This window comes from Vibrio sp. HI00D65 (assembly GCF_001635455.1).
Lineage (GTDB): Bacteria > Pseudomonadota > Gammaproteobacteria > Enterobacterales > Vibrionaceae > Vibrio.
In genome coordinates this window covers 303,882-321,776 of the sequence record NZ_LWEH01000364.1, presented here as the reverse complement: position 1 = coordinate 321,776, position 17,895 = coordinate 303,882, and the positions used below count along the sequence as shown (strand labels likewise).

At 42.8% G+C, this 17,895-nt stretch carries 10 protein-coding genes; 6 read left to right on the top strand and 4 right to left on the bottom strand.

Going from position 1 to position 17,895, the window contains the following annotated elements:
• The first annotated feature begins 1,068 nt into the window (after positions 1–1,068).
• Together A3712_RS21310 and A3712_RS21300 are read left to right on the top strand one after the other, a co-directional pair.
• Positions 1,069–2,475, top strand: coding sequence for a cytochrome c peroxidase (locus A3712_RS21310; RefSeq protein ID WP_063524969.1), 1,407 nt, complete (start codon positions 1,069–1,071; stop codon positions 2,473–2,475).
• A 1,714-nt stretch (positions 2,476–4,189) separates the two neighbouring features.
• Entirely contained in the window at positions 4,190–4,675 is a 486-nt protein-coding gene (locus tag A3712_RS21300; protein ID WP_197465882.1) for a DUF1440 domain-containing protein, read from the top strand.
• 366 nt (positions 4,676–5,041) lie between these two features.
• Here A3712_RS21300 and A3712_RS21295 read toward each other — a convergent pair whose 3' ends face one another.
• The 3 genes from A3712_RS21295 to A3712_RS21285 all read right to left on the bottom strand — a co-directional run bounded on the left by A3712_RS21295 (position 5,042) and on the right by A3712_RS21285 (position 11,045).
• Entirely contained in the window at positions 5,042–6,172 is a 1,131-nt protein-coding gene (locus A3712_RS21295; protein WP_063524988.1) for an RHS repeat-associated core domain-containing protein, read from the bottom strand.
• Entirely contained in the window at positions 6,162–9,854 is a 3,693-nt protein-coding gene (locus tag A3712_RS21290; RefSeq protein ID WP_063524966.1) for an RHS repeat protein, read from the bottom strand. The genes A3712_RS21295 and A3712_RS21290 overlap by 11 nt, the downstream gene beginning before the upstream one ends.
• Before the next feature lie 63 nt (positions 9,855–9,917).
• Entirely contained in the window at positions 9,918–11,045 is a 1,128-nt protein-coding gene (locus A3712_RS21285; RefSeq protein WP_063524965.1) for a hypothetical protein, read from the bottom strand.
• 1,225 nt (positions 11,046–12,270) lie between these two features.
• Here A3712_RS21285 and A3712_RS21280 point away from each other — a divergent pair.
• Positions 12,271–13,113 carry a DMT family transporter gene (locus tag A3712_RS21280; RefSeq protein WP_231891854.1) on the top strand — a complete coding sequence of 281 codons (843 nt, stop codon included), beginning with the start codon at positions 12,271–12,273 and terminating at the stop codon, positions 13,111–13,113.
• Between the two features lie 300 nt (positions 13,114–13,413).
• Here A3712_RS21280 and A3712_RS21275 read toward each other — a convergent pair whose 3' ends face one another.
• Entirely contained in the window at positions 13,414–14,115 is a 702-nt protein-coding gene (locus A3712_RS21275) for a lipoate--protein ligase family protein (RefSeq protein WP_063524964.1), read from the bottom strand.
• Positions 14,116–14,337: 222 nt separating this feature from the next.
• On the opposite strand from A3712_RS21275, the gene A3712_RS21270 reads away from it, so the two are divergent.
• The 3 genes from A3712_RS21270 to A3712_RS21260 all read left to right on the top strand — a co-directional run bounded on the left by A3712_RS21270 (position 14,338) and on the right by A3712_RS21260 (position 17,875).
• On the top strand, positions 14,338–15,237 hold the full coding sequence (locus A3712_RS21270; RefSeq protein WP_063524963.1) for a homocysteine S-methyltransferase family protein: 900 nt from the start codon (positions 14,338–14,340) through the stop codon (positions 15,235–15,237).
• Between the two features lie 112 nt (positions 15,238–15,349).
• Complete coding sequence (locus A3712_RS21265) at positions 15,350–16,360, top strand: Gfo/Idh/MocA family protein (protein ID WP_063524962.1); 1,011 nt, start codon at positions 15,350–15,352, stop codon at positions 16,358–16,360.
• A gap of 9 nt (positions 16,361–16,369) precedes the next feature.
• A complete protein-coding gene (locus A3712_RS21260) occupies positions 16,370–17,875 on the top strand; it encodes an SgrR family transcriptional regulator (RefSeq protein ID WP_063524961.1) in 1,506 nt (501 codons plus the stop codon).
• The last annotated feature ends 20 nt before the right edge of the window (positions 17,876–17,895 follow it).

The following is a 17,895-nucleotide window of genomic DNA, read 5'->3' as shown; positions in this document are numbered from 1 at the left end:
TAGAAAAATCATAGAGGAGATTAGCTTCTGATGTAAATCTCTATCTATCATAGTAGTAATAAATTATTAAATCTCAGGGGAGTGAGCGACTCTCTCCGCCCTTACACCCAAATCCAAGTGATATGAATAAATTTTTTGGTCACGAAATTTAGGTGATAAGATGAGTCCCTTAAAGCTTTTTCCAGTGAAGTGGCTTTTTAATATAGGATGCCTGAGTACTTTGACTATTTATGAGCCTTTGCGCGTCAATCGATTAAAAAGTATTTTAAACAGCCACTGATTCGGAAGTTCTAAACCTTTTTGTAGGAGTGGCTGTGCTAGCAGAAGCAATTACCACTCTCAATATGGTTAGACTAATTCATGAGCAGAACTCCGAGTAAGTTTATGCTCGAAAAAGCGAACTTCGTCATAGTCCTTTAACGCTCTTAGAAATGGGGCTTATCGCAATAATAAAAGTTAATCACAACGACAAAAAACCTGATTAGGTTCAGGGTGCGATTTCAGATTAAATACCGCCAAAAATTCAGGGCCATAATCCACATAAACAAGGTATTAAATATGTTTTCAATTGGTGACGTAGTAGTAGCTACTAAAGGTATCGATCTAGGTGAAATGGTTATTACAGGTCTAAGCAGCGGCGGTTTCTACTTACGCGTTTAGGCTTGCGAAGCAACACTAACTTACCCAGTGAAAGATATTAAGAAAGCATAATTTAGTTTGCTGACTTGCAAAAAAGGTAGCTCAAGAGCCGCCTTTTTTATGTCTATTTTTCCTTCACAAATTCCTACTTTATTTCGTTCTTAATTATTTTGAATCGAATTTAATATGTTTGACGAATATATTGGTGCTCCCATCATTTTTGACTAAGATCAATAAAGGTTGTGGTTTTAAGTTGTTGTTTTTATGTTGTGTTTTTTAATCATTCCCCTAAGTATCTGTTTTCACAAACCTTAAATGTTAAATTAGTTGCTCATCTAAATATTCGATTAATATCAATTCCTTTTTCCCATTTTTAAAAATATCGTCATTTCAATAACTTTCGCCCCTACTAATTTTAGGGGAACAGTGATGAATAAAAATAAAATAACGCTAGGGATTGTAGGAGTTGGCTTGGTGGCGTACTTCGGTTCTGTCTATATGGTAAACCAAGACGATAAAAAAGTGACTCAACAAAATCTGACGCAATTCAGTTCGTTAGATCAGTCGACATTGGATTATCAAGCGATGAAGGTATTGGCAGATAAAGGTTGTGGCTACTGTCATACGCCGAGCAGTGAAATGCCTTTCTATTCTGAAATGCCAGTGGCAAAACAAATTATGGAAACGGATGTGAAAGTGGCCATGCGTCACTTTGACATGACGAATTTACTGGATGACGTGAAGCAGAACGATCCAGTTTCAGAAGTGGCTTTGGCTCGTCTAGAGAAGGTGCTCTACGATGATTCTATGCCGCCAGCGATTTACCTGACCATGCACTGGTCTGCAAGTATGTCGAAAGATGAAAAACACACGCTGCTGAAATGGATTCGTGAAAAGCGTACTGAGCGCCACGCACAATCGCCGGTATCTGAAGAACGTAAAACCAAAGTTCTACAACCAATTTACACTACGTTTGAAACCGACGCAGACAAGGTTGAACTAGGTAAGGTGCTTTTCCACGACACACGACTTTCAGGCGACAATACGGTCTCATGTGCATCATGCCACAGCCTTGATACAGGCGGTGTGGACCGACTCGTAACGTCTGTTGGTATTCATGCTCAAGTTGGTGGCATCAACGCGCCAACCGTGTTTAATGCTGTGTACAACAAGCTTCAGTTCTGGGACGGTCGTGCTACGGATCTGCAAGATCAGGCGGGTGGTCCTCCGTTAAACCCAATTGAAATGGGCTCTATGGATTGGGATGAAATCGTTGATAAGTTAAGTCAAGACCCAGACATGGTCGCGATGTTCCAAAAGGTTTACTCAGGTGAGATTAATGGTAACAATATTACTGATGCGATTGCCGAATTTGAGAAAACCCTAAGGACACCAAACAGCCGCTTCGACCAATATATGATGGGTGATACAAAGGCGCTGGACTCGCACGAGAAATACGGCTTGATGCTCTTCAAGAAGCACAATTGCCAAACCTGTCACGCTGGTGAAGCGATGGGTGGTGAAACGTTTGAAACCATGGGCATGAAAGCGGATTACTTTGCGCACCGCGGTACCGACATGACGGATGCTGACCTTGGTCGTTACAACTTCACTGGCAACAAAGAAGACAAACATAAGTTCAAAGTGCCAACCTTGCGCAATATTGAACTGACAGCACCATACTTCCACGATGGTCATGCTGATACGCTAGAAAAAGCTATCTATGACATGGGTAAATACCAAGTCGGAGTGGAAATGTCGGATGAAGAAGTGGATGCTATCAAAGCGTTTTTGAAAACACTGACAGGTGATTATGAAGGCCGCCCTTTAAGTTGAGCTTAGGCATTACCAACAAGTTTGACACCGATAAAACGATCGACTTCGCAATCGAGACCACCTTTGATTAAGGTGGTCTTTTATGAGAGTCGCATTTGATGAGTTTTCTGCTATTTACTGCATTAGAATTGGTATTTAACGGCATTCTTGACCACCTTTACTCTATGCTTTGATTGCTGTTGAAAACAAGTTATTCATTTGTGGTTCAGGCACTGGTTCTCGTGTTGCCTTTATTGAAGCCTGGGCATACACCTCACTGAGGTTTAACGCCTGTTGATAGATTATATTTATATCCAAATGTTCGAAGGGTTGTCGATTCCACATCACACATGCACAAGCATCTTATGATCACCCAATCGATGGTTTGTATAAGTTGTCACTGTATATCTCTATTTGATGGTAATTCTTAATATAGTGCTCAGGTAGAGTACTAAACATCAATAAATGGCCAGTTGGAAATTAAGTAATGTTGATTTCTTGAACTTCAATAATGAAGGTAAAAACTTCTTTCCCCCCCCCCACCGGAGGAGGTAGACCGACTATTTGACAAAATAATGCTACAGTACTCAAAAGTGATCCATAGTTTAAGGTCTTTTTTGTGTAAGACTAAATTAATCTTACACAAAAATAAGAAATAAATTTCAATTATTGGCTTTTTTATATTTCAACCTCCCCCGCCCAAGTGTTAATACTATTAATATATGAGTGTGATTTTTCAATTTTAGATAAAGAACATTTATTTAAAACCAATATAATTGTTACAATATTCAGCCCCCAAAAAGCGTCATATACAATACGAGGTTCCAGGTCTAAGCTAAAAGTGTTAAATCATCGAATCTCAGGGACGTAAGTTGATTTCTGATACGGGAAAATAAAAATTAGTCACCGAGATCAAAGGCAAAAAACATTGTCGTAACGAAAGAGGTAAATGTTTTAGACAAAAACCAAATAGCCCGATAATTTAGCGGAGAAATTGCTAAAAATAGGAAAAATCATAGCAATGGAGCGCCATTATGTGACCAACGAAAAAGGCACGGTAGACATTTCTTACTACATTCATTCCCTGTTGCCAAACTACGAACTTCTGGGCCACTGTATTCGCCAGTATTGGTGGGTTGAATACCAACAACATCATATTTTGTTTGTTGTTTTTAAAAGAGTAATTCTCGTATCGCTTTAAATGTTACTATTGAAAACATCGCCTCGTTTAGATGTTTTCTGAATATACATTAGCAATGTGTCAGTAGTGCACCAAGCCAAAAAAGTGAAGCTGAAGAAGGCGGGTTGGAGCGATGATTATATGATGAGAGTTCTCTTTGAATTATAAATTCGTCAAAGTCTATGCTCCTTCCCAAGAGCAGCCCCACGTATAAGAAGCATAACGATGCTATGAGGGTTTGTTGAAAAAGCTAAAGAGGTTTCTAAGTGCCTATCAGACGCCCTCTAAGAGCCTGAGTCAAAAACGGAGCACATCTATTAAGCTACCAAATATCACTGTAGTTTATCAGTAAAACAACCTTCTAAAGATGTATGTTAGAATATTCAATATTTTCTACTCAATCCTGTAAAAAGTGCTAAAGTCTGAAAGGTATTGCTCTATTTATATATATTTATGAGTATTTCTTCTTTTTATTTATCAGGGTTGATTATGATAGTTCGTATTAATAAAAAAATATTACTTTGGGGTACACTAATCGGTGGAGCTATAAGCTCAATGGTCAAGTCTGGAGCTGAGTCACCAATGCCACCTAGAATCCCAGGTGAAGCTTCTCCACCTGCCGTAAATATCAACGAGTGGGGCCAATGGTTCGGCGTTGATGCTCACTCTCTGGATTATATTTATCAAACCGTAACCGTACCTGGAGCGGTAGTTCTCTATCACTGGTTATTTAGCTTTATTTTTGCATTTGTCTATATTGCTCTATCAGCTTACTGGCCAAAAGTAAGGTTGTGGTTTGGTGCCGCTTATGGTTTAGCTATTACCCTTGTGATGCATGGACTTGTAATTCCAGCACTAGGGTTCCGTAACCCTGCTTATCTGGACGGAAAGACAGGCTGGTTATGGAACCTCAACGGCTATGAGCTGTGGAGTGAACTGATTGGGCATGTTTGCTGGTCCGTTTCTATCGAGATCTCTTTGATTGCAGTTTTGGCTTATTTCTCGAAACCAATTTTTGGTAACTGGTATAAGTCAAACTAACATACTGACTCCACAACTTACTGAACAAGTGGTGATGCTGTAAAACGCTAATAACTGAAATGCCTCAGAATGGTATTGAGTTTGACAGTCCTCTGCTAAAAAGTTTATCAAAGCGGCCAGTGGCTTAAAGTAAGAAAACAGGCTTAGTCAATAGTTCAAGCTTTTGAGGATAAACAGATGCAGAATAAGAGGTAATTTGATTCTTGGTCGTGCCATGATGAGTCAAAATTGAGGGTACAAGAGAGATTCACCGTCCTAAGCGAATTCTCTGGTACCTTTTGGAGTTGCCACGTAAATGAGGTGCTCAGATGGGCACCTCAGAAACACCTTCAGTTTTGACCATAAACCGAGAAAAATTAGACTAGGCTAAGACAATGGCAATTGACGGATCATTTGCTGTACTTCATTACCATATTTTATGCGCTGTCTGGTCTCTTCGAGTGCGTACATTTGCGTCTTCTTAGCAGCAGGATTAACACTTCTGCCTTCAGTTACCATATTATCCGCTGATGACTTTTCATGATCCAAGCGCCCAGGTATCGTTTTGACCGTAGACCAGCCCAAGCTGCCAATCGAGCGCGCCGTCATTATACCTTGATAGATGGTATAACCTCGTGCACCAACCTTTACTTGCCCAAGGAGGATCTTTGTGTAACCACCATGAATCGGCGGAGGCGTGTACGTCATCGTCTTGCCGCCCTGAGTCATTCTGGTCGCTATCACCCGTCCCTCAGAGCTTCCTATGCGCATGGCCGGGTTCGTTTTACTGGCCCATGCCACATTGTACTCACTAGAAGGTCTAATTTTATTCATTAAGCGAGAACCAAGGCCTGGCTGCGTCACATCTTCCAGAGCACCACCAGCTCTTACCCAACGCAGATTCTGAACCGACTTATAGGCCGAATATCCACCACTCACCACACCAATTATATCGAACGGAATCGTCGCTATATCGAGTTTACGGGAAATGTCACCATCATCGATAACACCAGATGCGATTTGCAATGCGCCACTGGTCATCCCAGCAATACCACCGATGATACCAGCCGCCAACACCAAGCTTGAGCCACCAGTAGGTGCCGCCAATGCAATACCAACTATCCCAGCAAGTACACCAAAAGCACCAAACAAGATCTTGCTGATATTCAGGTGCCCACTTGGGTCAGTAAAATTAATAGGATCATTGTGACAATACACATAAGCATTATGAACACCCTCATTAAAAGGCGCCAAACTGTCGGGGGCATTGAAACGCATCAGCCTAGGTTGGTAAACACGATAGCCCTGTCCTAAGTGATAACCTTGCAACACGGGGTCTAGCCACTCACCATTGAAGCCAATCTCTGAATGAGAGATTGTCATCGACTGCGCCATCGCCAAACGAACGGAAGTCGGTAGCAGGGATATACCACCAGCCACTGCCGCTGTTTGACCAATTTTAATCAGAAACTGACGGCGATTAAGTGGGGTAATAAATACCGAGTCTTTATTCTTCATTTGCATTCCCCGCTTGATCGCGTTGTCCATATGGAGAGTAACGGTACATCGAGCCCGTTTTCCCTGAAGTATTAGAAGCAATGACAGAACCATTTAGATCCGTCGCTAACAGTGTCGTCTCCGAGCCTGTCTCTGACCATATTGGTACCCCTTCGTGATAGACATACCGAGTCAGTTTACCATTTTCCTCTATTGCTGAGAGATCACCCCATAGATAACTAAAGTGACGAGATTCCGAAGAAGACTGCTGAGCCGAGAGTCGGTCGTTGCTGTCATAGTGGTATAACCATTCGGTATTGTCCGCAAACACTCGCTGTAGGCGGTCAAAGTTATCATACTCAAGCACTCGACCATCCGCATCTTGAATCATGTTGCCATTCAAGTCGTACTGGATTGATACTTGGCTATCGAGTTGTGGATGAGAGTGCGTAATACTGGTCAACCGACAAGGATCATCCGACTCATAAAAATAACGAGCGAAATCTTCAGATTCCGCCGTCAATGTACGCTGAGTCAACATGTTACCCAGCTCATCGTAGCTCCACTCAATTGAAGTCATAGGCTGTCCCCAATCACTCAAAGGCCCCGCCCCAAAGAATTCAACCTTAGTAAGCTGAGCAAGCTCGTCATAGCTATAGCTTTCTGTCAGGTTGCCTAATGTCGCACACTCTTTGGTACGAGATTCGAGCATACCTAGCGCGTTGTATTCTTGTGATTGCTCAAAGATATAATGGTTATTCAAGGCAACAGCGCGATTCACTTCACGGCTGTACTCATCCCAATCAAGCTCCGTAATTTGGGTTTGATTGCCAGACACTAAAGTCTCGACGATCACCCGATCAAACTCATCATAATCGTAATATACCGTTGTCGAATTGCAGCTCAGCTTCACCAAACGTCCGAGTTCATCATAGCCATACTGGCGAGTATCCGTGTCGCTATCAACGGCAGCGATAACCCCGCCATCTGAATAACTGTAGTAACGAGACTGTCCGTCATTTACCTCAACTTCAGGCAACCCCTTGGACGAATAGGTAATGGTGCTTTGGTTGCCTTCACTATCTTGACTCCCGGTTTGCAAGCCGGATATTGGGTCATGACTATAGTTAGCAACCTGCCCATCAGACGACTTGGAGCTCAATACACCCAACTGACTATTGCGAGTAAACTGACGCACTGGCGCTGACAAGCTAGTTTCAGTTTCAGGAATATTACTGCTGTCTGAGTAGGACCAACTCAACGCATCTTGAGCACTCGCACCGCGTCGTAGTGATCGCTGACGTCCTAAGCCATCAATGTCACGTTGCCCCACCGTTGTCCCACCAATCTTCAGGTCGACAACCTGTGACTGATCGGTATGCTCAGCGTAGGTGATGTTGTGATCGACACCGTTCGATTGAGTCATGCGAATCACGCGATCAAATCGGTCGTAATGGTAGTGCTTAGATTGAGCAAGCGGGTTGGTTTCTTTGATCAGCCTCCCCCACGAATCATACTCATAATCCCAGCTATGAATCCCCTGCTCTTTTTTATCTTCAAGGCCCCAAGTGTTCAGAGAGCTCACCGTCATGGTTAAGCCTTCAATGCCCTGAGTTTTCTTACGCGATGCAAGGTTGTTAAATTCAACGCGACGCTTTCCGTTAGCAAGCAACGTAGATTTAACCTGCCCCCAATCATCGTATTCATAGCTCTCAGTTAACACTACAGGCGTTGATCTGGAGTTTCGATCAGGCAGCACATCATAGGTACTCTTGCTTTGCAGCCTACCAAACGCATCGTACATTTTGGTCCATATGACTGAGCTTCCAACCTTGGCTTCTAATTCCCGTCCTTGACCATCCCAACTCTGCTCACACAAGTTACCTTTGCAGTCAGTTAACAGCAGAGTTTGTCGACTCAAACCAGTATCAACAATGTATTGGTACGAACGGGAAGCACTTCCTTCAATTCGCTCTTCGGTGGTTCGTCGAAGCGTGTCATAAGCAAATGAACAGCTGACACCGTCAGAGTCGACATGTCGCGCTAACTCACCAATATCAAGGTAGTGACCAACAACGAGATTGGTTTTCGAATTATCATGACAAGTAAGCTCTTCGTGTTCTTCAAGAACATCATTATCCAATGCATACTGATAACGTGAAGTAGCAGAGTACACACCGTTAGGGTGAAGAATGTCATTTTGTACCGAAGCCAGTCGGCTAAATGAATAGGCATCACTTGTTTCGGTTTGATAGGCGTAATGAGTTTGGTAACGCTGTGTATCTTCTTCTAGGCTCAGCACTACGTCTCGCTGACCACTTAACCCCTCTAGAGAAGCATACTGGTAAGTAATCACTCTTTGTTCAGAGCCATTGTCTAACGTGCGAGATTTAACGAAATTAACCATGCCAGTTGGTGACGCAGGGCAGCCCTCCTCTCCATTTTTAGCATAGTATTCATAGTGTTCTGTAATACTATTTTCGTCGACAAACCTGAGCATGTTGCCGTATTCGTCATAGTCCCAGAATCTATTTTGAGCTTGGCTATCCGATCCAGAGAACCAAACCTGCTCCTCTTTACTGATCAATGAGTACTGAGCGGGTTGAGCAGAAAACTCTTGATTATCAAGGGCGGGATAGTCCAACCTTTTCAAATGAACCAGGTTGCCATCGACGTGTCGAGCTTCTTCAACAAGCAAGTGGAATTGATTGTAGGTTTGAGCTGTGACAATAGAGCCATTTTCAATTTTTTGTACGCGATAGCTGTACTCTCTGCCGCGCTCCAGCAAATTATCAAGCCCTTCACTCAATTCTCCACCGGGCGAGCCGTACCCCATAAAATTACGACTATCGGTACCAATGCTGTCATAGGTCGTCGTAATGACAGGAGAGTTGAGGGTCAGCACATCATGAGAAGTCACCGCGGGTAAATAGGTCATCGAATTTATTCGAATTCCGTCCGCTTTGTATCTCAGTATTTCTGTTAGGCCACAAGGGTGAACCACTTCCTCAATTAACGTGTACGGGCCAATGTTTTTATAGCCAAAACTATAGTTACCGGCGCGCTCGGGTAAGTTGCATTTAACCAGCTTACTGTTGTTTAGCGTTAAACTGAAAAAAGCCTCATGAGTACTACCAAGATTAGTAAAGACATTAACGCGACCTGCGCTCACATATTCAATCCACAACAGCGCTGTTTGCTTGTTTGTTCTATCGTCCCAAATTTTTTCCAAGCGTTTCTTGCCACCAACATTGAGCCAAGAAAAATAGAGAGCATGCCCATTACTTTGGAGTACCTTAATGATGTCACCATCTTTATCTAAAATATCAGTACGGCCATTTTTATAAGTAATCTCGTAACCATTCGCGCTAGACGATACCGAAAAATCGAGCAACTTTTTGTAACGAACACTCATTTCTAGATTGGCATTTAATTCAGCGCGATAAGATTGCCCGTTGGCTAGATAGAGTTGTTTATTTTCAATATCGTATCTCGGAAGATTTAACTTCCAGCCTTTACCAAAACCAAGGTTATCTGCTGAGTATGGTGAGAATTGAATGGAGATATCGAGGTTTGGTCCCTTGAGCCAATTACCAATAAGAGAGCCAAGTAAGATTTGGTATGAGTAGCTTCTGGTCCTTTGGTCTACACCGCCCGAACAAAAACTATCAAAGTTAAAAGCATTTGAAGTCCAATTAGACATAAATTTCCCCTAAAGTGGATGAGTTAGCCCAAATGGTTGAGCTAACTCTGTTTTGTTCGAATGTTATTGGCTAACTAGGGTCCAACGGGTGTAATCCCACTTCTGACCACCACCAGTGAATTCACTTTGAGGATAAATAAGCTTCAATGGTCCCTTGTTACCGTATTGGTCAAATACAGTAAATCGGTACTCTTTTTGCGAATCGTTGTTTGACGTTCCGTTGTTCGAATATAACAGCTTGCTAAGAGTCACTGATCTTAGCTGTTGGTTAACACGCCACACAGCAGTTCGGCCTTCACCAGCAGCACTATTCCAGACATACTCATCAGAGACTTTGCGTTCTGAACCTGGAACAAATATATAACCTTTCACAGAGCGATTGTCGTCAGGGCAATCTGAGTAGCAGCCCAGCCATTCATCGTTTAGGAACACTTTATCGCTATCCGACTCGTCAAAGTTATCCATAGCAACCTGAACCAGTTGAACGGACGTATCTTTCGGCGTCACATAAAAGTTACGCATCTCTGCTTTATCAAAATAGAACCCGTCGGCGTTGGCTTCTTCCCACACCAATTCGCCTTCCCCAAGATCAGAAAAATCAGCGGCGCTGTAAGACTTAGGCTGCACGCTTTGGTAGAACGCACTGCTTTCATTCGGGAAGGCACAGCTATCGTAGTAATTGCTGTCATATTGGCTTCCGGCATCGAACTTAACCTTCATACACACTTCACGGTATTGAGCGACTTCGTTGCTATAAACCCAAGCGGTTAATTTAGTATCACTGGCTGACACACGAGACGTAGGAAGGGTCTTCGAGTAACCGTAACTGCTGCCCATTTGGTGAGAGTAGTCATTTGGGTTCAATGTGTATCCCCAACAACCTCTTCCGTAACTGCAGTCCTTATCTTTCCCTAACTCCTGCCCACTATTCTTTAGGTAAAAAGATATCGCTCCCTCTAAGTCACTCTTAGATACGGTCACTGGTCTGCCGTAGCTATCCGCAAAAGAAACAGAAACGCTGAGTTTTGACTGCATTCTTCCGTTAGCATAAAAAGGCATTGGTACACCATTGCTTTCATTATGATCAGCAGTCAGATCATCGTCGACCACATGATAATCACCATTAATGGCAGCAACACTTACATTAGAAAAAACACATGCCGACATTGCTAATAACAATGACTTCTTCATCGATAACTTCATAGTATTGACCCTCAACATTATTCGTTAAGAAATTAAATAAAAAGTACAGTTACCTTTAGATATGACAGTTTTTTGATAATTAAATCATCTTAAGGTCTTTGCCTTATTCAAGTTTCACATCATCAAATTTGTAAACGCCATTGACCATACCGATAACTATTACTTACAACCCATTTAATTGATTAAACGGACAGCGCCAAGTTAATTAATCACTTCATCAATGTAAAATTTCTAAACCTTGCTAAATCCAACTAGGACACAAAACCAAATGAAAAGTAATACCCAAATAAATCAGACGCCTATATTGACAATAGAGATATTAATTCAATGATATTCAGGTAATCACCACTTCACAAATTGAAAAAGGATTAGTTTTTATAAAATCTAGACTGTTTATTTGTTGTGACTCGCATCAATAAACACCTTTAATGTTAAGACTATCAGTGCTTTTAGAAAGTTTTTTATTATTTGGAATAATTTGTTAGCCGTTTACCCCTTAAAGTAAAAAGGAATATCCGATATCTCGCTTATTATCGAATAAATTTCAACTCTCGTTAAATTTGTCAAAATTTATTTTTCACCTGTTGGTTATTAAAATAAATCTTCGTATATAGTGAAAAGTACTTTATATACTTTTATCTTATTCCAATTAACTGCTCAGACCTCAATTTGACCTGCCAACGATATTATTGGTAAGCAAAACAGGGCACATAGAAAGGATGAATCGGAACTGTCGCGTGGGTCCCTGCTCTTACCGCGCTACTGTAGCCCGTTTAGTTTGAGTTAGCTTCATTCCATTTCCCTTATAGACCAATGGTTAAGGGTAATTTTCTACAAATTAGAAGGGAGGAACGAAGGTGGTATCGAAAATCCACGCATGATTCCGAGTTATCGATTGTCCACAGAGTGATCAATACTTAGCTTTCGAACGGTGCCACTGTAATTGCTTTTAGTGCGGTTATACCTATGTGAATGTCGATATTTAGCATCAGATTTCTCTGTAAATAATGCGCAATAAACAGAACAGAAAACGTCAAATACCTTCCTATTTATTTGGTGATATTTCATCCAACCACTGCGCAATATTGGCATATCAATTTGTGAAATAGATAGCTTTAATCCATAGTCGGTGTTTTACACAATCGAGATTCAAACTGTGAGCTATTTTAAACTGATCATGCTAGCTGCTATATGGGGAGGCTCGTTCCTTTTTATGAGAATTGCAGCGAATCCTTTAGGCCCTGCGGTCCTAATTGAAGCGCGAGTTTTGTGCGCGGCAATCACCCTACTTTTGGTTTCTTTTTATCTAAAAGGAAAGCTCTCATTTAATGCTCACTCGAAACACTTTTTCATTCTTGGTTTATTTAACACCGCACTTCCTTTTTTGTGTTTCGCTTATGCTGCTCAAACTTTGAATGCTTCAACCCTTGCGATTTTGAACTCCACAGCACCGATATGGGCGGCGATCATAGGTGCGATATGGACCAAAACTGCACTTGAGAGCAAAGTGTTGCTTGGGCTAGGCATTGGTGTGACGGGCGTGACAGTGTTGGTTGGATGGGATGCGTTCAATATCGGACAAGAAGCCATTATTCCAATTTTTGCAGCGGTGATGGCCGCATTTAGCTACGGTATCGCCTCTAACTACACCAAAACAGCCCCTAAGGTTGAAGCCTTCAATAACGCGCACGGCAGCATGTGGGCAGCGGTGTTAATCGTACTGCCATTTGTATTTTTCATACCTATGCGAGAAGCCCCCGATCTCACTATCACTGCATCGGTCATCTTATTAGGTGCAGTATGTACCGGGTTAGCGTATCTGCTTTACTTTAATCTCATCAATGAGCTTGGTGCGCCTTCGGCGCTTTCAGTCACCTTTCTAATTCCTGTATTTGGAATCCTTTGGGGTAACTTATTCTTAGATGAGGCCATCGGTATTAATACTATGATTGGCTCTGTCTTGGTTATCACAGGCACCATGCTGGTGACCGGTTTATCACCAACAAAGATGCTCAAAAGTTCACGTCAAAAACGTCGACGACAACGAGCGAGCTGAGTTCAGCATAATTTCACTTTGGCTCTCAACAAAAGTGGAACAATCAAAAACAAAAACAAAAACGGCCTCATTTTGAGGCCTCTTTTATAGTTCTGTCTTCAGATTCAACTGTTTTCAGACTTATTAACGTATCGCTGCATCGGAAAAATTTCGAATAGTCTGTCCAACACGATGGCAGTAAAACCTCTACACATTGAGTAGCAAAATTACGTGACGTATTAACAGAGTGTCGATTTCAAGGCACTCAAAGTTTAGGAGCCCCAGCACCTGTAAATTGGTAGCCTAGCTTACAAATAATTATTATACATGCTTAATAAAAGCTTGGCTCAGCTGCTGAAAGAGTGAATCTACATTGGGCATGGGCGTCACATGTTCAGATAAAATAGTGTGAACGTGTGCCTCTACCACGGTTGGGTTACCGCAAATTTGATTGTAAAAGTTCACTGGCTCAACGATGTATTCTAAGTCTGCATCTAACAAGATACAGGCTTGGGACAGTACTATTTGACCGCCTCCTCGTTTCAGCAAAACACGTTGAGCCGTCCCCACTATTTTTTGCTTGTTGATGTTAAGATTGTAATCGCCATCGCAATAAGAACCTGGAGTTGCGTGCACATCGACATCAACGCCTAACTCTCTAAAAAATTGAGTTAATACATCACATAAATGCAGATAGGCTTTTTGAATATTATACGCTTCATCGCTCGGCCAATGATAAATGTGCGATAGGTTAATCACACCCGGTAGCTGGGGAACGGGAGCACCACCCGTTTTACGCGAAGAGAGTTGCCAGCCTTGTGCTTCAAGCTGCTTTCTAGACTCCAACGTCACTGGCCACTTTTTACCTGCAGGTAAAACAAGTGTCGGCGTTTTGGCTTGCCACAACATTAAGGCTTGTCCAATCTCACCATTCTGTATTTGCTGCAGTAGCTCACCTTCTTTTTCAAACACACGATCGACATCAATGTGCGGGTAACGCACGAGCTTATTCGTTAACTTCAATGCACTCTCCTCTGCAGCTTGTTGGGTTCAAGTTAATCATTGGCCCTAATAATATATCCCCCTAATCCAATACAACATAGCGCCAGAGGTGCATTATTTATTATTACCACAAATGCGGTATCGGCTTAGTTAATAACCTAGCGTTTGGACAGCTTTAGTCAAGCAAGGTTGTCTGATATGGTGACAGCAGAACTTCAGCAATTGTTTTAGATAGTATTGAATATGAAAACACTCACCATACTTGATGGCGGCATGGGCCGAGAGCTCAAAGAAATTAGCGCGCCATTCTCACAGCCTCTTTGGAGCGCTCAAGCGCTGATTGAAGCCCCAGATTTTGTTAGCCAAGCGCACCAAAACTTTATCGATGCAGGCGCTGAAATCATAACCACTAATAGCTATGCGTGTGTGCCTTTTCATTTAGGTGAAGAACTGTTTGCACAAAGAGGATTTGAGCTAGCAGCGCTGTCTGGCAAATTAGCTAGAGCAGTTGCTGACCAAGCGCCTCACACGGTCAAAGTGGCAGGCTCTGTTCCACCGCCATTTGGCAGCTACCGACCAGACTTATTCAAAGCCGAAGAAGCGGCATATATCATTCAAACCCTCTACGATGCACAAAAACCAAATATCGATCTGTGGTTAGTCGAAACCCTATGCAGCGCACAAGAGTTTGAATCCATTCATGGGGTACTCAAGCAATCAACGAAACCGTGTTACTACGCCTTTAGTTTAGAAGATACCAAAGGAGATTCTGCATCTATTCGTTCAGGTGAGAGCGTAAAAGAAGCCGTCAAGCTGGTTTGTCAGTCTAACGCGACAGGCATCATGTTTAACTGCTCGGTACCGGAAGTGATGGATCAAGCGATTATCGATACCAAACAGGTAATGGATGAGTTAGGCCAAGATCTAGAAATCGGTGTCTATGCAAATAACTTTGCGCCGATCAGCAGTGAACATGAAGCGAATGATATGCTTCAAGAAATGCGCGAGTTAGATGGCCAAGGTTACTTAGCCTATGCAAAACGCTGGCATGCCCTTGGCGCGAACATTATTGGCGGGTGTTGTGGAATCGGACCAAAACATATTAAAGCCCTCGCGGATTGGAGGCGTTCCGCACAAAGCTAAAGCCACCGCTTCGGTTAAAATAATAAAAATAGAGAACAGATTGAAAGATCTGTTCTCTATTTGTTTGTGACGCCCTAAGTAAACTGAGACAAAACAACGATTGGAGTAAGTGATGAATGACACACAACGTAAGATTAAATGGGGTATCGCAGGGCTCGGCAATATCGCGAATAGATTCGCCACATCGCTAACAGAGCACTGCTCATTTGGCGAACTCTACGCAGTGTCCGCACGCAACCAATCAAGAGCGGCTCTTTTTGCTAATAAGTTTGATTGCGATAAAGCTTATGGATCTTATGAAGCCATGGCTCAAGATCCCGATGTTGAAGCTGTGTACATTGCCACGGTCCATCCGTACCACAAACCGCTAGCCAAACTATTTCTCAGCCACAACAAGCACGTATTGGTAGAAAAACCAGCCTTTACCAACCTTAGTGATTGGTTAGAAATGAAAGCCATAGCTGAACAAAATCGCGTAATGTTGCTAGAGGCGATGAAGACCGTGGTGTTCCCAGCTTATCGCGAGCTTACATCGTTTTTAACCAGCAACCAGATTAAGCTTGATTCGGTAGAAGCCAGCTTTGGTAATGAGCACGACTACGACCCTAACCTGTTTATCTTCAACCCGGATTTAGCCGGCGGGGCAACACTTGATGTTGGAGTGTATGGTCTGTGGTTCTTCTACGATTTATGTCGCACTCTTAAAATTACGCCTCCTCTACCTAAAGTCGAAATGTCGAGCCTCTATGAAGGTTCGAATGTAGATACCGATTCGTGCTTCCAGTTCTCTGGAGAGATCAACGCGACCATATCGGCTTCGACGGTAAGAAACCTGCCACGTGCAGCGCGATTAACGGGCCCAGATATCGCCATTACAATTAAAGAGAAGTGGTGGAACCCAGCCCATATAACGGTGGAGTACAAACAAGAAACCTTCACCATCGAGCACCCCGTTCAAGGTAATGGGTTCGAGTATCAAATCGAGCACTTTTCGCAACTTGTCTTAGAGGGAAAACTTGAGTCTGATATCCTAAGCTCAAAGATAAGTACACAGGTTCTTGAAACCATGGAAACAGCGCTCGCTGATACAGGCTACCAACACTTAACTAAACCTAATATTTAGGAATTCGAATTGGGCAACCTAAAGCGCAAGCTTGAACTGTACGAAAAGATATTTCAGGCTTTTGGGCCTGGAGTATCACGCTGCCAAGTCAGTCAAATCGCAACCTTTCTACATGTGAGTGAGCGTCACGTTCAAACTCTACTCAAAGCAATGACAGCGCAAGGCTGGATTGAGTGGCAAGCCAGTTCAGGACGCAATAAAAAAGCACAACTCACGTGTCTAATTGAGCCAATGGAAGCATGTTATCAATACGCACAAAGCCAAGCAGATTCCGGCAACATCGAGCAGGTATTCAGTACCTTAAGCTTTAATGGACGCAATGCTGGTAAGGAACTGCAAGCATTCCTAAATAGCGCGAATCAATCGGCGCAGAGCGGCGCGTACATTCCCTTCCACCGTGAACTCGAAGCACTTCACCCTCAGCGTGTGCTGAGACGGACTGAACGTTTCTTGGTGATGCAAATTTGCCAGCGTCTCACCTCTGTACAACAAGGTAAATTATGTGGCGACTTGGCTTATCATTGGCTACCCAATGAAAATGCATCGATCTGGCGTTTCCAAATTCGTAATGGTGTGCAATTCCACAACGGCCGAACACTGGAACCTCAAGACATTGCACACTGTCTTGCTTTGCTCTCTTCAAGCAAGTTATGGCATCGCTGCTATCAACATATTACTGAAGTCTCTCCGTCTTCAGGCAACATCATCACAATAAAACTCAGCAAGACGGATTGGCATCTGCCCCGCTTGCTTGCCAGAGCCGAAGCATCGATTTTTGAGCCTAATTCTGTCGATAGGTTGGTCGGTTCTGGTCCATTCTCATTGGCGATCTTCTCAAACAAGATGTTAAGACTGAACCGCAATGATGCGTATTCAAATCAGGTTCCGATCCTAAATCGAGTCGAATTCTGGGTTTACCCAGAGTGGGCAGAGAGTAAAGCGTGTGCTCAAAATCAGGTGTGCGTAAAAGTGCCTGAAAAAACACTCAAAGTTGGCGAATACAGCTGCGCACATGCGCAAGCTCACGGCTCTACTTTTTTCAAAATTCAAAATCCAAAGTTGCCTTCTAGAAACCGAACATTCACAGTTGAAGACACCTCGGAATGCCAAGCTTTTTTCAGCCAATCTTCAGCACCCGATGATACTAAGCTCACCGTCGAGTATGGGAATTTTTCAACGATAAGAGACGCGGCTTTGTGCAGCATTATCGATGAAAACCACGCATTCTCTTCTTGGTTGGGCTTCTTCACCCGCTTCCCTTTCGAAGATTTGTCACTACCCGTTGAAATGCTCGCAACCATCGATCAAGCTTTAGCCTCAATTCAATGCGAATCAGACTTTGAGCAAGCCGCCAAAACGCTCGTGCAACTCAAATGCTGGCTATACAAGACTGAAGTAGTGGTCGAGCTCAAGCAAGAGGCATTCAATCTAGAAGTATCTGAAAAAATACACGGAGCACGAGTAAATGGGTTCGGTTGGTGTGACCTCGATAAGTTGTGGGTTAGCCATATTTGATTCTATCTTTAATAGAGATA

What these genes read in the sequence shown, in the direction of transcription:
- A3712_RS21310 (WP_063524969.1), top strand. Translation starts at nt 1,069, where the DNA reads ATGAATAAAAATAAAATAACGCTAGGGATTGTAGGAGTTGGCTTGGTG.
- A3712_RS21300 (WP_197465882.1), top strand. Translation starts at nt 4,190, where the DNA reads ATGGTCAAGTCTGGAGCTGAGTCACCAATGCCACCTAGAATCCCAGGT.
- A3712_RS21295 (WP_063524988.1), bottom strand. Translation starts at nt 6,172, where the DNA reads ATGAAGAATAAAGACTCGGTATTTATTACCCCACTTAATCGCCGTCAG.
- A3712_RS21290 (WP_063524966.1), bottom strand. Translation starts at nt 9,854, where the DNA reads ATGTCTAATTGGACTTCAAATGCTTTTAACTTTGATAGTTTTTGTTCG.
- A3712_RS21285 (WP_063524965.1), bottom strand. Translation starts at nt 11,045, where the DNA reads ATGAAGAAGTCATTGTTATTAGCAATGTCGGCATGTGTTTTTTCTAAT.
- A3712_RS21280 (WP_231891854.1), top strand. Translation starts at nt 12,271, where the DNA reads ATGAGAATTGCAGCGAATCCTTTAGGCCCTGCGGTCCTAATTGAAGCG.
- A3712_RS21270 (WP_063524963.1), top strand. Translation starts at nt 14,338, where the DNA reads ATGAAAACACTCACCATACTTGATGGCGGCATGGGCCGAGAGCTCAAA.
- A3712_RS21265 (WP_063524962.1), top strand. Translation starts at nt 15,350, where the DNA reads ATGAATGACACACAACGTAAGATTAAATGGGGTATCGCAGGGCTCGGC.